This is a genomic window from Streptomyces sp. CB02261 (assembly GCF_001905665.1).
Lineage (GTDB): Bacteria > Actinomycetota > Actinomycetes > Streptomycetales > Streptomycetaceae > Streptomyces.
This window is the reverse complement of sequence record NZ_LIVX01000003.1, coordinates 67,186-81,474: the sequence shown is the minus strand read 5'-3', so window position 1 is coordinate 81,474 and position 14,289 is coordinate 67,186. Positions and strand designations below refer to the sequence as shown.

13 protein-coding genes and 1 pseudogene are annotated in these 14,289 nt (G+C 72.8%); 9 read left to right on the top strand and 5 right to left on the bottom strand.

All coding sequences use genetic code 11. The annotated features are described in order from the left end of the window. Positions 1-84 precede the first annotated feature (84 nt). From AMK29_RS10515 to AMK29_RS10505, 3 genes are all read left to right on the top strand, one after another. Positions 85-1,059 carry an ATP-binding cassette domain-containing protein gene (locus tag AMK29_RS10515; RefSeq protein ID WP_073810978.1) on the top strand — a complete coding sequence of 325 codons (975 nt, stop codon included), beginning with the start codon at positions 85-87 and terminating at the stop codon, positions 1,057-1,059. Continuing rightward, positions 1,056-1,820 (top strand): ABC transporter permease, encoded by a 765-nt coding sequence (locus AMK29_RS10510; RefSeq protein ID WP_073810975.1) that lies wholly within the window; start codon positions 1,056-1,058, stop codon positions 1,818-1,820. Before AMK29_RS10515 ends, AMK29_RS10510 begins: the two co-directional genes overlap by 4 nt. 91 nt (positions 1,821-1,911) lie before the next feature. After that, the gene (locus AMK29_RS10505; RefSeq protein WP_241845270.1) at positions 1,912-3,222 is read left to right on the top strand and encodes an exo-alpha-sialidase; all 1,311 of its coding nucleotides are present in this window, start codon (positions 1,912-1,914) and stop codon (positions 3,220-3,222) included. Between the two features lie 5 nt (positions 3,223-3,227). On the opposite strand, the gene AMK29_RS10500 is transcribed toward AMK29_RS10505, so the two are convergent. The 3 genes from AMK29_RS10500 to AMK29_RS10490 form a co-directional block, all read right to left on the bottom strand. Further along, positions 3,228-4,646 carry a glutamate decarboxylase gene (locus tag AMK29_RS10500; RefSeq protein WP_073810973.1) on the bottom strand — a complete coding sequence of 473 codons (1,419 nt, stop codon included), beginning with the start codon at positions 4,644-4,646 and terminating at the stop codon, positions 3,228-3,230. 32 nt (positions 4,647-4,678) lie between these two features. Beyond that, entirely contained in the window at positions 4,679-5,968 is a 1,290-nt protein-coding gene (locus AMK29_RS10495) for an ion channel protein (protein ID WP_073810970.1), read from the bottom strand. Positions 5,969-6,201: 233 nt separating this feature from the next. Continuing rightward, positions 6,202-6,570 carry a YbjQ family protein gene (locus AMK29_RS10490; protein WP_073810967.1) on the bottom strand — a complete coding sequence of 123 codons (369 nt, stop codon included), beginning with the start codon at positions 6,568-6,570 and terminating at the stop codon, positions 6,202-6,204. A 151-nt stretch (positions 6,571-6,721) separates the two neighbouring features. Between AMK29_RS10490 and AMK29_RS10485 the strand changes: the two genes are divergently transcribed. After that, positions 6,722-7,417, top strand: coding sequence for a DedA family protein (locus AMK29_RS10485; protein ID WP_073810964.1), 696 nt, complete (start codon positions 6,722-6,724; stop codon positions 7,415-7,417). Positions 7,418-7,435: 18 nt separating this feature from the next. Here AMK29_RS10485 and AMK29_RS10480 read toward each other — a convergent pair whose 3' ends face one another. Together AMK29_RS10480 and AMK29_RS10475 are read right to left on the bottom strand one after the other, a co-directional pair. Continuing rightward, positions 7,436-9,106 carry a threonine/serine ThrE exporter family protein gene (locus AMK29_RS10480; RefSeq protein ID WP_073810961.1) on the bottom strand — a complete coding sequence of 557 codons (1,671 nt, stop codon included), beginning with the start codon at positions 9,104-9,106 and terminating at the stop codon, positions 7,436-7,438. 120 nt (positions 9,107-9,226) lie between these two features. Next, the gene (locus AMK29_RS10475) at positions 9,227-9,718 is read right to left on the bottom strand and encodes an inorganic diphosphatase (RefSeq protein WP_024758444.1); all 492 of its coding nucleotides are present in this window, start codon (positions 9,716-9,718) and stop codon (positions 9,227-9,229) included. 102 nt (positions 9,719-9,820) lie between these two features. On the opposite strand from AMK29_RS10475, the pseudogene AMK29_RS37010 reads away from it, so the two are divergent. From AMK29_RS37010 to hpt, 5 genes and pseudogenes are all read left to right on the top strand, one after another. Beyond that, positions 9,821-9,997: pseudogene (locus tag AMK29_RS37010) on the top strand (D-alanyl-D-alanine carboxypeptidase/D-alanyl-D-alanine endopeptidase); the annotation flags it as partial. A gap of 1 nt (position 9,998) precedes the next feature. Continuing rightward, the coding region (gene dacB / locus AMK29_RS10470; protein WP_241845268.1) for a D-alanyl-D-alanine carboxypeptidase/D-alanyl-D-alanine endopeptidase at positions 9,999-11,233 on the top strand (1,235 nt) is incomplete at its 5' end. Between the two features lie 93 nt (positions 11,234-11,326). Further along, a complete protein-coding gene (locus AMK29_RS10465) occupies positions 11,327-12,466 on the top strand; it encodes a zinc-dependent metalloprotease (RefSeq protein ID WP_073810956.1) in 1,140 nt (379 codons plus the stop codon). A 207-nt stretch (positions 12,467-12,673) separates the two neighbouring features. After that, positions 12,674-13,693, top strand: a complete 1,020-nt coding sequence (tilS, locus tag AMK29_RS10460; RefSeq protein ID WP_073810953.1) for a tRNA lysidine(34) synthetase TilS — start codon at positions 12,674-12,676, stop codon at positions 13,691-13,693. Between the two features lie 41 nt (positions 13,694-13,734). Beyond that, positions 13,735-14,274, top strand: a complete 540-nt coding sequence (gene hpt, locus AMK29_RS10455; protein WP_064067358.1) for a hypoxanthine phosphoribosyltransferase — start codon at positions 13,735-13,737, stop codon at positions 14,272-14,274. The last annotated feature ends 15 nt before the right edge of the window (positions 14,275-14,289 follow it).

Genomic DNA, 14,289 nt, shown 5'->3' with positions numbered 1-14,289 from the left:
GACTAACCTCTCGGCGAGGGCATACCTTCCTCCGTCGGTGGTGAGTGGTCAAATTTGACTATGACGATTTCGGGAGGAAACGACATGGCGGCGGAAGCGATCCTCGTGGAGGGCGCACGCAAGCGGTACGGAGAGAAGGACGCCCTGGCCGGCCTCGACCTGACGGTCGGACGCGGCACGGTCCACGGCCTCCTCGGCCCCAACGGCGCGGGCAAGACCACGACGGTACGGATCCTGGCCACGCTGCTGCGCCACGACGCGGGCCTGGTGCGGGTGGCGGGGCACGACGTGCGGACCGAGGCCCGGGAGGTGCGGCGGCGGATCGGGCTGCTCGGACAGCACGCGGCCCTGGACGAGGAGCTGGGCGGCCGGCAGAACCTGGAGATGTTCGGCAGGCTCCACCACCTGGGAGCGCGCCGCGCCGGGACACGGGCCGACGAGCTCCTGGAGCGCTTCGGTCTCACCGACACCGGCCACAAGCCGGTCAGGCAGTTCAGCGGCGGTATGCGGCGGCGGCTCGACCTGGCCGCCTCGCTGATCACGGACCCCGAGGTGCTGTTCCTCGACGAGCCGACGACCGGGCTCGACCCGCGGGGCCGCGGCGAGGTGTGGGAGTCGGTGCGCTCCCTGGTCGGCGGAGGCACCACCGTGCTGCTGACCACGCAGTACCTGGAGGAGGCCGACCGGCTCGCCGACCGCATCTCGGTCGTGGACCGGGGCCGCGTCGTGGCGGACGGCACGGCCGACGAGCTCAAGACCCGGGTCGGCGCCGACCGGATCGACGTGGTGGTCCGGGACGGGGCACGGCTCGACGAGGCGGCGGCGCTGCTGCCCGCCGCGCGGGCGGAGGTGACCGTCGACGCGGACCGGCGACGGCTCAGCGTGCCGGTCGCCGACCGGATGGCCTCGCTCGCCGAGACGGTGCGGGCGCTCGACGCGGCGGGCATCGAGGCGGAGGACATCGCCCTGCGGCGGCCGACGCTGGACGAGGTCTTCCTGCACCTGACCGCGCGCGAGACGGCCCCCGGCGCTGGCCGGGAGAAGGAGGTGGCGGCATGAGCGCGGCGTACGTGGTGAGCGACTGCTGGACGATGACCCGCAGGGAGCTGGCGCACTGGGCGAGGCAGCCGGTGCAGGTCCTGGTCGGGCTCGTGTTCCCGGTGATGATGCTGCTGATGTTCGGCTACCTGGTGGGTGGCGGGCGGAGCGTCGAGGGCGACTACGTCGACTTCCTGGTTCCCGGGATGCTCACCCTGACCATGGTGTTCGGTCTCGAAGGCACCATGACGGCGGTGACGCAGGACCTGAACAAGGGCGTGATCGACCGGTTCCGGTCGATGCCGATGAGCGACGGCGCGGTGCTCGTGGGGCGGGCCGCCGCCGACATGCTCCAGTCGACGGTGGGGCTGCTCGTGATGGTCGGCGTCGGGTACGCGATCGGCTGGCGGGCGGACGGCGGCCTCGGCAGCACCCTGGCGGCCCTGGGGCTGCTGCTGTGGCTGCGCTTCGCGATGCTGTGGATCGGGATCCTCCTCGCCCTGGTCGCGGGGCGGGCCGAGCTGGTGCAGGCGGTGCAGATCCTGGTCTGGCCCGTCGGCTTCCTCTCCAACGCGTTCGCGTCGCCGGACGCGATGCCGGGCTGGCTCGGCACGTTCGTGGAGTGGAACCCGATGTCGGCGACCGCGACGGCGGTCCGTGAGCTGTTCGGCAACCCGGGCGGCGAGCCGGGGCACATCGGGGCGGCGGTGGTGTGGCCGCTGGCGCTGCTCGCGGTCTTCTTCCCCCTGGCGGTACGGAAGTTCGGCCGGCTCGGGAAGTAGCGGCGCGGAGGTGGGAACCCGGGGGCGGCGAGCGGTGTATTGAAAGCAGCGGTTCACCGCGGACCGCCCGAGGGAGGACGGGGGACGTGCGATGCGCAGGCCCATGGGTGTGGCCGGCGCCGTCGTGGCGCTGGTGTGGCTGGTACTGACGGGGTGTACGGGCTGGTCGGGGGCGGGGCCGGGCGGGGTGGCCTCCACCGGACCGGGGGGCGCGGGGCCCGCCGGGCAGGGGGCGTCGGCGCCCTCCGGGCCGGGGCAGGGGACGGGGGCGTCGGCGCCCGGCGGCGCTTCGGGGAGCCCGGCCTTCCGGAACGAGGGGGTGTACGGCGCTCCGCCGCGGATACCGTCCGCGCCGGGGCTGCCCGGCGGGGCGCACGCGCTGGGTTTCGCGCGGGACGGCAGCGGGTTCGCGCTGCTCGCCGAGTGCGTGGGCGTCGCCGAGGACCCGGAGAGCGGCTTCTGCAGGCAGCACGTGGCCGTGCGGGACGCCGGGGTGGAGCGGTGGGTGCCGCGGCGGTCCCCGCTGCCCCGGATCCACGGGACCGACGGCGTCTCGGCGGACCTGCAGGTCCTCGGGCCCGGCCGGGCCCTGATCACGGACGGGGGCGGCGACCGGCCGGAGGAGGCCTGGTTCACCCGGGACGGCGGGCGGAGCTGGCGCGCCGTCGACCGGCGGACGGTGGGCCGCGTCCCGGAGATACCGGCGGGCGCGGTGCTCACCACCGACTGCGCCGACCCGGCCGGGGCCGGTCCCGACGCGTGCGCGCGGAAGCGCCTGGTGGTGGTCTCCCCGGCGGACGGGCGGCGCAGGGCGCTCGTCCGGGAGCCGCTCCTCGGGGCGCACCCGTGGCCCGCGGCGCAGCCGGAGCCCGACGGTTCCTGGTGGGTGTCGGGGGTGGACCCGCTGTCCGGGCGGGCGGCGGTGGCGGTGTCCCGGGACGCCGGCCGCAGCTGGACGGTGAGCCGGCTGCCGAGTACGGCGACGACGCCGGGGCGGGGGGTCGCGGTGGTGGTCGGCCGGGACGCCGTGTACGCGGCGGAGCTGGGCGAGCTGCCGGGCGGTGAGCCCGTCAAGAACCCGCTGCGGGCCCTGCACCGGTCGCTGGACGGGGGCAGGAGCTGGCAGCGGACGTGGACCACGGGACCGGAGGCGGAGCCGCGCACGCTCCTCGGTGTGCCGGTGCCGGGTCCCGGGGGCCGGGTGGAGATCGGCGGGGAGCGCGACGGGTACGTGAGCGTGGACGGCGGGCGGCGCTTCACCCTCCTCGACACGGGGACGTCCTTCGTCCGCCGCACCCCGCTGGGTCTGCTGCGCGAGAGCTCGCGGTGTGTGTACGAGCTGACCGCGGACGGGGTGCGGTGGTCGGAGTTCGAGCTGGCCTGCGAGGACCGGGTGGGCTGAGCCGGTCAGTGGTGGAAGGAGGTCGCGGCGCTCTTGTCGTGGGTGAACGGCTGCGACTGGCGCCGCAGTTCGGGCAGCAGGCGCTTCAGGTCCTCGACGAAGAGTTCGGCCAGGTCGGCCGAGAAGCCGTTGCGGCAGACCACGCGCAGGACGGACAGGTCCTCGCGGTCGGCGGGGAAGGTGTACGCGGGCACCAGCCAGCCGCGTTCACGCAGCCGCCGTGACACGTCGAAGACGTCGAAGGAGGTGACGTCGGGGGCGGTGGTGAAGGCGAAGACGGGCAGTTGGTCGCCTCGGGTGAGGAGCCGGAAGTCCCCCATGGCCTCGACGCGTTCGGCGATGCCTCGGGCGATGTCCCGGGAGGCCTGCTGCACCGCCCGGTAGCCCTCCCTGCCGAGCCTGAGGAAGGTGTAGTACTGCGCGACGACCTGCGCGCCCGGCCGGGAGAAGTTGAGGGCGAAGGTGGGCATGTCGCCGCCCAGGTAGTTGACGCGGAAGACGAGTTCCTCGGGGAGTTCGGCGGGCGAGCGCCACAGGGCCCAGCCGACGCCCGGGTAGACCAGGCCGTACTTGTGACCGGAGGTGTTGATGGAGGAGACGCGGGGGAGCCGGAAGTCCCACACGAGGTCCTCGTCGATGAAGGGGGCGACCATGGCGCCGGAGGCACCGTCGACGTGGACGGGGACGTCGAGACCGGTGCGTTCCTGGAGCGCGTCCAGAGCGGCGCAGATCTCGGCGACCGGTTCGTAGGAGCCGTCGAAGGTGGAGCCGAGGATGGCGACGACGCCGATGGTGTTCTCGTCGCAGAGCGCGGCGGCGGACTCGGCGTCGAGGTGGAAGCGGTCACCCTCCATGGGGACCAGCCGGGCCTCGACCTCCCAGAAGTTGCAGAACTTCTCCCAGCAGACCTGGACGTTGACACCCATCACCAGGTTGGGTCGGGCCCCGGCCCGGTAGCGGTCGGCGTTCCGCTGGGCCCAGCGCCGCTTGAGGGCCATGCCGGCGAGCATGCAGGCCTCGCTGGAGCCGGTGGTGGAGCAGCCGACGGCCGAGGACGGGTCCGGGGCGTTCCACAGGTCGGCGAGCATCGCCACGCAGCGGCGCTCCAGTTCGGCGGTGCGCGGGTACTCGTCCTTGTCGATCATGTTCTTGTCGCGGCACTCGCTCATCAGCACCCCGGCCTGGGGCTCCATCCAGGTGGTGACGAAGGTGGCGAGGTTGAGGCGGGAGTTGCCGTCGAGCATCAGCTCGTCGTGGACGAGCTGATAGGCGCTCGCCGGGGGGAGCGGGCCGTCGGGCAGCCGGTGACGGGGCGGTGCGTCGGTCATGCCGCCGACCGGGTTGGCCTGCCCGAAGAAGGGGTTGAGGGCGAGCCGGCTCGTGGGCTCGGACGGGGTGGCGGCGGGGCCCTTGTGCAGCGGCATGGTGACTCCTTCTGACGGTGGGGGAGCGGGGGTCAGTGCCGGGATCGGCCCTGATCGTCGAGTTCGAGCTGCGGCCGGCCGGTGACGATCAGCCAGGCGGGGAGGGAGGCGATGCAGAGCAGGGCGAGCACCGCGGGGGAGGCGGCGAGGACGGCGCCGGTGAAGAGGCTGATCCAGCCCTGCCGGGTGGTGGCGAGCAGGACGCCGAGGACGGCGGAGGAGACGGCGACCGCGGGGTGGACCTCGGGGACGAGGGCCTGGGCGAGGAGCCCGAAGGCGGCGCCGATGAAGACGGCGGGGAAGATGCGGCCGCCCCGGAAGCAGCAGGAGGCGGCGACGACGAGGGCGAGCAGTTTGACCACGGCGAACCTGGCCAGTTCGCCGGAGGACCAGCCGCCGATCGAGGAGGCGAGCTCCTTCGTCTCCTCCAGGCCCTTGAAGAGGGTCAGGGGCCCGCCGAGGGCGCCGAGGAGACCGAGGACGAGGCCGCCGAGGGGCAGCATCAGCATCGGGTGGCGCAGCCGCCCGAAGGCGGCGTGGACATGGGGGAAGAGGGAGCAGGCGCCGAGGCCGAAGACAGCCGCGGCGGAGGCGATCACGAGGGAGGCGAGGAGGTCTCCCCAGCCGGGGTCGTTGAGCGGCGGGAGGCCCAGGGCGAAGCTGGGCTCGGCGAGGAGCTGGGTGGTCATCGCGCCGGTGCCGGCGGCGACGAGCGGGGCGAAGAGCCGGTCCCACAGGGAGCCGCGGCCGGGCTGCCCGGTCAGGGCCTCGGAGATGACGAGGGCGGCGGCCACGGGGGTGCCGAAGAGGGCGCCGATCGTGGCGGACGCGGCGAGGGCGACCCAGGCGGCGCCCGGCACCGCGGGCAGGGCCTTGCGGCCGAGCCAGTAGGCGAGGGCGATGTTGGTCGCGATGATCGGGTTCTCGGGGCCGAGGCTGACCCCGCCGGCGAGAGCGAGCGTGCTCGCGAGCAGCAGCCCCGGGACCACCCCGGGGGCGAGGGGCGGCCCGCCCAGGCCGGTGGAGGCGGGGTCGGGACCGGCGTGCCCCGGCACCTTCCAGACGACGAGGCCCACGGCGATCCCGGTCGCCGTGAGCATGATGATGATCCAGAGGGAGGAGTGGCCGCCGATGCCGAGGGCGTCCGGCAGGTCGTCCCAGAGGACGCCCTCGAGTTGCTCCGCGAGGGCGCTGATCCCCAGGAACAGCAGGCTCGCCGCCGCCCCGACCACGACCGCGGGCAGTACCTGCGGCAGCAGGACCCGCAGCGGGGTCTCGCCGGAGGGGGCGGACGGAGCAGGCTGAGCGCGATCGGTAGCCACCGCCCCACCATAAGTGAGCAAAAGCCGCACAACGCCCCAAGCCGGGACCCGAACGCCTGCGCGAACCACGATCCCCGCGGGCCCCACGGACGCGCCCGGGGGCGGTCACCGGTCAGGCCCACCCCGGCGCCCCGCACAGGCCCACCCCGCAGGCGGCGGTCACCGCCCGGACTCCGACCCGGCCTCACGCCCCAGGCGCGATCACCACCCCCGTGCGGTACACGCCCCCGGCCTCACGCCCGAGGCGCGATCACCACCGCCGTGCCGTACGCGCACACCTCCGTGCCCACGTCCGCCGCCTCCGTCACGTCGAAGCGGAACATCAGCACGGCGTTCGCCCCGCGCGACTGCGCCTGCTCCACCAGACGTTCCATCGCCTGGTTGCGGGTCTGCACGAGGGTCTTCGTCAGACCCCTCAGCTCCCCGCCGATCATCGACTTCAGACCCGCGCCGATCTGACTGCCCAGATGGCGGGACCGGACGGTGAGCCCGAAGACCTCACCGATCACCTGCCGCACTTCAAAGCCCGGCACGTCGTTCGTCGTCACGACCAGCACGTCGGGGTGCGGTCCCTGACCGCCTCCGTACTCCTCGATGCCCATCGGCATACACCTCCTGACCCCCCAGCCTCAGGGCCGCGCCCCGTCTCCGCATCCCGTGGGCCCCGGGTGGAACCGGTCGCGTCCGCCCCGCGTTGATAGCTTGGGGCCAGCCGTCCCCCATGCCCCCACCGACCGCAGGAGCCCGGAACCCGTGAACACGCTTGCCCTCGGACCGAGCTGGCTGGACCCTGACTATCTGATCCAGACCTTTGGTCTGATCGGTGTCCTCGTCATCGTCTTCGCCGAGTCCGGACTCCTCATCGGGTTCTTCCTGCCCGGCGACTCGCTGCTCTTCACCACGGGCCTCCTGGTCACCACCGGAAAGCTCGACTCGCCGCTGTGGGTGGTCTGCACCCTGGTGGTGGCCGCCGCGATCATCGGCGACCAGGTCGGCTACCTCTTCGGCCGCAAGGTGGGCCCCGCCCTCTTCAAGCGCCCCGACTCCAGGCTCTTCAAGCAGGAGAACGTCGAGAAGGCCCACGAGTTCTTCGAGAAGCACGGCCCGAAGTCGCTCATCCTGGCCCGCTTCGTCCCCATCGTGCGGACGTTCACGCCGATCATCGCGGGCGTCAGCCGGATGAACTACCGCTCGTTCATCACGTTCAACATCATCGGCGGAGTCCTGTGGGGCGCCGGCGTGACCCTGCTCGGCGCCTCCCTCGGCAAGATCGACTTCGTGCACAAGCACATCGAGATGATCCTCGTCGGGATCGTCCTGATCTCCGTGATCCCGATCGTGATCGAGTTCCTCCGCGCCCGCTCCCAGTCCAAGAAGGCGCAGGCCGACGGCAGCGACCACGACGCCCCCGGCGCCCCGAACCCCCGCGGCCGCCACGCCAAGCGCTGACCCCCGGCGCGACCGAGGTCAGAACCCCCGGGTGCGCTTCGCGGCGCGCCGCGCCGCCGCCGCGCCCGGGGCCTGCATGAAGAGACGGGCCAGCTCGCCTCCCAGGTTCACCCCGATCGCGATCGCCAGAGCGAGCGCCGCCGCCTTCGCCAGCGACGCGAAACCCTGGTCCAGATTGTTCTGGGCGATCGCCAGCACCCCGAAGTACGTCGCCGAACCGGGCAGCAGCGGCCCGATCGCCGCCGTCACGTACGGCAGCGACGAGGTGTGCTCGTAGCGGGCGATCAACTGCCCGAAGAGCCCCACCAGACCCGCCGCCACCGCCGTCGCCATCACCGTCGACCCCTCCGCCGTCACCGCGATCGACGCGTAGATCACCCACGCCACCCCGCCGTTCAGCGTCGCGAACAGCACCGTCGCCCGCGACTGCTGCAACAGGATCGCGAAGGTCGCGCACAGCACCATCGACGCCAGGATCTGGACCACCGGCCGCTCCTCCGCCTGCAGCGCCCCCTCGGGATTGAGCTGCGCGTCGAACTGCACGGCGATGTACAGCACCGACAGCACGCCCACCACGATCGCGACGAAGAAGTACGCCACCTCCAGGAGCCGCGCCGAGGCCGTGATGTAGAAACCGGTCAGACCGTCCTGCACCGCCGCCACGAGCGCCCGCCCCGGAATCAGCGCGAACAGACCACCCGTGATCACCGCCGACGGCCGCAGATCCGCGTGCAGCATCGTCAGCAGCACACCCATCGCCGCCGGCGGCATCGCCGCCACCAGGAACTGGTAGAACTCCGGCAGCCCACGCCCCGCGCACAGCCACGCCAGCCGGTCACCGAGCACCGCGCCCAGCGCGGCCACCAGGAAGACCGTCAGACCACCGCCCAGCAGCACCGAGGCCGCACCCGCCAGCACCCCCGCCGCCGACGTCAGGACCCACCCCGGATACGGATGCCGGTTCCGCCGGATCTCCGCGAGCCGCCGGTACGCCTCCTCCGTCGTCACCTCGTGCGCCCGCGCGTTGAGATCGGCGAGCAGCGTGTACACCGCCGCGAGCCGCGTGTAGTCCGTCCCCCGACGCCGTACCGTCCGGTTCGCCGTGATCGGATCGTCCACGAGCGACGGCTGGTACGTGACGGACAACAGCGTGAACGTCACCGTCGGCTCGACCCGGTCCAGACCGTACGAGCGGCAGATCGCGAACATCGCCGCCTCGACGTCCTCCGCGCCCTCCCCGCCCGCGAGCAGCAGCTCCCCGATACGCAGCGTCAGGTCGAGCACACGCGGCACCGAGGGACCGGCCTCGTCCTCCTTGCGCGCCGCCTCCGGCACCGGCCGCTCGCCCACCGGCAGCCGCAGCATGGTCCGCATCCGGTCCTGCCACGGCGCGTCCTTCGACAGCCGCACCAACGGCACCCCGTACGCCGGGGTGAACGCGGGCGGCGAGCTCTTCGCCGAATAGGTCGCCGGCGTCGCGAACGCCGACCCCTCCTGCTCGGCCGGCGGCTCCGCGGTGAACCCGGCGGGAAGAGCGAACTCGGAGGTCGGATGCTCCTCCTCCGGCGGCGTGGGCTGCTCCACCCCCGCAGGCGGGACGAACGCGCTCCGCGCCTCGTCCGACTGCGGCTTACGGTCCTCCGGAGCGTCGTCCGGATTCCCCCTCGAGCCGTTCGGCTCCGCCACCACTCTGCCCGCCTCGCTCTCTCTCCAGGAACCGTGCATTCCAGTATGAGTGTGCGACAGACACGCGAAAGGCGGTGCACCCCACAGGTGCACCGCCTTCACGCGATCGACAGAACCGGGGGCTCAGTGGCCGCCCTGCTCCTTGGCGCGCGCGTACGACTTCTCGATCTCTTCCTCGGCCTCGGCGCGACCGACCCAGTCGGCGCCCTCGACCGACTTGCCCGGCTCCAGGTCCTTGTAGACCTCGAAGAAGTGCTGGATCTCCAGGCGGTCGAACTCGGCCACGTGGTGGATGTCCCGCAGGTGCTCCATGCGCGGGTCCGTCGCCGGGACGCACAGCAGCTTGTCGTCGCCGCCCGCCTCGTCCGTCATACGGAACATGCCGATGGCGCGGCACTTGATCAGGCAGCCCGGGAACGTGGGCTCGTCGAGGATGACGAGCGCGTCCAGCGGGTCGCCGTCCTCACCCAGGGTGTTCTCGACGTAGCCGTAGTCGGTCGGGTAGGCCGTCGACGTGAAGAGGCGACGGTCCAGACGGATGCGACCCGTCTCGTGGTCGACCTCGTACTTGTTCCGCGATCCCTTCGGGATCTCGATGAGAACGTCGAACTCCACGGGTGGCTCCTCCTGAATCAACACAAGTGAATGCTCGCGACGACGCGCGGTGATTAAGTGTCCCTCACGCATGTGTGTGATCGCGAAAGGGGCTGGTCAGCAATGCCCGAGCCGAGGATGTGGCAGCTCACGGCGGGCTCCGCCGCCCTCGGACTGGCCCTGGCCGCCGTGGCGGTGACCGCGGCCGGCCCGTGGGACTCCGGTCAGCGTACGGCCGAGCGGGCCCGCGCCGCCGCCCCGGCGACGGGTGGCGCACATCACGCCCCGCCGCCCGCCCCCNCCCCCGCCGCACCCCGGCGCCCCGCCCCCGCCCCCAGCGCCCCCGGCGTCCTCCCCGCCCTCCACGCCCCCGCCCCCGCCGGGCGCCCCACGGAGGACCTCGCCGCCGTCCTCGTACCGCTCCTCGCCGACCCCGGCCTCGGCCCCCTCCGCACCGCCTCCGTCGTCGACACCGCCACCGGCAGACAGCTGTACGGCGAAGGCGCCCGCACCCCCATGACCCCCGCCTCCACCGTCAAGATCGCCACCGCCGCCGCCGCGCTCTCCGCCCTCGGCCCCGACCACCGCATCCCCACCACCGTCACCGCCACCCCCGACGGCACCACCGTCACCCTCACCGGCGGCGGCGACCCCACCCTCGACCCGGCCCGCCTGAAGGCCCTCGCCACCGACACCGCCCGCGCCCTCACCGCACGCGGCCGCACCTCCGTACGCCTCACCTACGACACGAGCCTCTACCCGGGCCCCACGCTCCACCCCATCGGCCCCAACGAGAACCTCGCCCCCGTCGTCGCCCTCATGACCCGCGCCGGACGCCTCGACGACAGCGACAGCGGCCCCGCCCCCCGCACCGCCGACCCGGCGGGCGACACCGCACGCACCTTCGCCGACTTCCTCACCCAGGCCGGCACCCAGGTCACCGGCGACCCGACCCCCGGCCGCACCCCCAAGACCACCCCCCTCGCCCGTACGTACTCCGCCCCCCTCGCCGACCTCGTCGAGCGCACCCTCACCCACAGCGACAACGACCTCGCCGAAGCCCTCGCCCGGCAGACCGCCCTCGCCCGCAAGCAGCCCGCGAGCTTCGACGGCGCCGCCCGCGCCGTACACGACGAACTCACCCGCCTCGGCCTCCCCGTCACCGGAGCCCGCTTCGCCGACGGCAGCGGACTCGACCGCCGCGACCGCGCCTCCGCCGCCCTCCTCACCGCCCTCCTCACCCGAGCGGCCGACCCCGCGCACCCCGCCCTGCGCCCCCTCCTCACCGGACTCCCCGTCGGCGCCTTCACCGGCACCCTCGCCGACCGCTTCGACACCGCCCCCGCCACCGCCGGCGCCGGACTCGTCCGCGCCAAGACCGGCACCCTCACCGGCGTCAACACCCTCGCCGGGACCGTCGTCACCCCCGACGGACGCCTCCTCGCCTTCGCGTTCCTCGCCGGCAGCACCCTCTCCCCGTACGAGGCCCAGCCCGCCCTCGACCGGCTCTCCGCCGCCCTCGCCGGACAGCGCTGACCACCCGCCGGACCACCCCCGCCCCACACCCCGGCCCACCCCGACCCGCCCCGAACCCTCACCGAACAGGCGCCGAGACCGTACGGTTGACGCATGACGAGCATCGGTGGCGCAGGCACATCCGGGATGGTCGACTGGAACCTCGCGGTCGCGACCGCGACCCGCCTCGTGCGGCCCGGACCCGAAGTCAGCCGCGACGAGGCCCGCGAGGTCGTCGCCGAACTCCGCAGGCACGCCAAAGCCTCCGAGGAACACGTCCGCGCCTACACCCGGATGATCCCCGAGGGCCACGAACCCCAGGACACCCCCGTCCTCGTCGTCGACCGGGCCGGCTGGATCAAGGCCAACGTCGCCGGCTTCCGCGAACTCCTCACCCCGCTCCTCGGCAAGATGCAGGAGCGCCGCTCCGCCACCCCCGGCAGCGCCGTCCTCGGCGCCGTCGGCGGCAAGGTCACCGGCGTCGAACTCGGCATGCTCCTGTCGTTCCTCGCCTCCCGCATCCTCGGCCAGTACGAGACCTTCGCCCCCGCCGGCCGCGACCTCCCCACCGGCGCGAACGGCGGCGGACGCCTCCTCCTCGTCGCGCCCAACATCGTCCACGTCGAACGCGAACTCGAAGTCGACCCGCACGACTTCCGCCTCTGGGTCTGCCTCCACGAGGAGACCCACCGCACCCAGTTCACCGGCGTCCCCTGGCTCCGCGACCACCTCCAGGGCGAGATCCAGTCGTTTCTCTCCGCCACCGACGTCGACCCCGGCACCGTCGTCGAACGCCTCCGCGAAGCCGTCCAGACCCTCGCCGGCGGCCGCCCCGAAGGAGAGGAGGGCGAACCCTCCCCCTCCTTCGTCGAACTCGTCCAGACCCCCGAACAGCGCGAGATCCTCGGCCGCCTCACCGCCGTCATGTCCCTCCTCGAAGGCCACGCCGACTACGTCATGGACGGCGTCGGCCCCCAGGTCGTGCCCTCCGTCGCCGAGATCCGCGAGAAGTTCCAGGCACGACGCGCCCGCGGCGCCTCCCGCCTCGACCTCGCCCTGCGCAAGCTCCTCGGCCTCGACGCCAAACTCCGCCAGTACCGCGACGGCGAACGCTTCGTACGGGCCGTCGTCGACGAGGTCGGCATGGACGGCTTCAACCGCGTCTGGACCTCCCCCAACACGCTCCCCACCAAGTCCGAGATCGCCGCCCCCGCCGACTGGATCGCGAGGGTGCACCGTAGGGCAGACTCCTGAGACAGGTGCGGCAGACGGCACAGGAACACGTCAGAACACCTCACCAATCACCCATCCGAGGGACCCTGGGCATGGGGTGAGGCGTGCAATGCTCGGGTAACGGCCGGGTTTCTGTCACCATCGACGCACTCTGAGTGACCGAACCCCCCTTTCCGACCGTTAAGACTCCGACCGAGGCACCCCACCCCATCACGAAGGGCACCGGACATGGGTCCCCATCCTGCGGTCGCGGCGATACGCCTGGCGGTCCGCCGCGTACTCCACGACGTCCTCACCGAGCACCAGACCGACCCCGCCCCCGCACGCGACGCACAAGCCCCGCTCGTGCTCGTCGCCTGCTCCGGAGGCGCCGACTCCATGGCGCTCGCCTCCGCCCTCGCCTTCGAGGCCCGCAAACTGCCCGTGCGCGCCGGCGGCATCACCGTCGACCACGGACTCCAGCACGGCTCCGACACCCGCGCCGACGAGGTCGTCGACCGCATGACCGCCCTCGGCCTCACCCCCGCCGAGGCCGTCGCCGTCACCGTCGGCCGCGAAGGAGGACCCGAAGCCGCCGCACGCGACGCCCGCTACGCGGCCCTCGACGCCGCCGCCGAGCGCCACGGAGCCGCCGCGATCCTCCTCGGCCACACCCGCGACGACCAGGCCGAGACCGTGCTGCTCGGACTCGCCCGCGGCTCCGGCATCCGCTCGCTCTCCGGCATGGCCGCCATCTCCGGCGCCGCCGGCCGCTACCGGCGCCCCTTCCTCCAGCTCGACCGCCAGACCGTCCGCAAGGCCTGCGTCGCACAAGAACTCGCCGTCTGGGACGACCCCCACAACACCGACCCCGCCTACACCCGCTCCCGGCTCCGCCACGAAGGCCTCCCCGCCCTCGAGAAGGCCCTCGGCAAAGGCGTCGTCGAAGCCCTCGCCCGGACGGCCCAGCTCTCCCGCGACGACGCCGACGCCCTCGACACCTGGGCCGCCGACGCCGAGACCGCCGTACGCGACGAGGCGGGCGCCCTCGAATGCGCCAAGCTCCACGGACTGCCCCCCGCCGTACGCCGCCGCGTCCTGCGCCGCGCCGTCATCGCCGAGGGCGCACCCGCCGGCTCCCTCTTCGCCCGGCACATCGAAGAAGTCGACCGGCTCATCACCGGCTGGCGGGGCCAGGGCGCCATCAACCTGCCCGGCCGCGTCGAAGCCCGCCGCCAGGGTGGCAGACTGGTCATCCGGCAAGGTTGACGCACGCTGCAACGAAAGTGACCCGGGTGAACGAGAAGGACATGGGCACCGACCTCAAGTCGGTGCTCATCACCAAGGAAGAGATCGACGCCAAGCTGGCAGAGCTGGCCGCGAAGATCGACGCGGAATACGCGGGCAAGGACCTGCTCATCGTCGGAGTCCTCAAGGGCGCCGTGATGGTGATGGCGGATCTGGCTCGCGCCCTTTCCACCCCCGTCACCATGGACTGGATGGCCGTCTCCTCCTACGGCGCCGGCACCCAGTCCTCGGGCGTCGTCCGGATCCTCAAGGACCTCGACACCGACATCAAGGGCAAGCACGTCCTGATCGTCGAGGACATCATCGACTCCGGCCTGACCCTGTCCTGGCTCCTTTCGAACCTCGGCTCGCGCGAGCCCGCCTCCCTCGAGGTGTGCACGCTCCTGCGCAAGCCCGAGGCCGCCAAGGTCGCGATCGACGTCAAGTGGATCGGCTTCGACATCCCCAACGAGTTCGTCGTCGGCTACGGCCTCGACTACGCCGAGAAGTACCGGAACCTTCCGTTCGTCGGCACGCTCGCCCCGCACGTCTACGGCGGCTGAACCTCCGGCCGTACG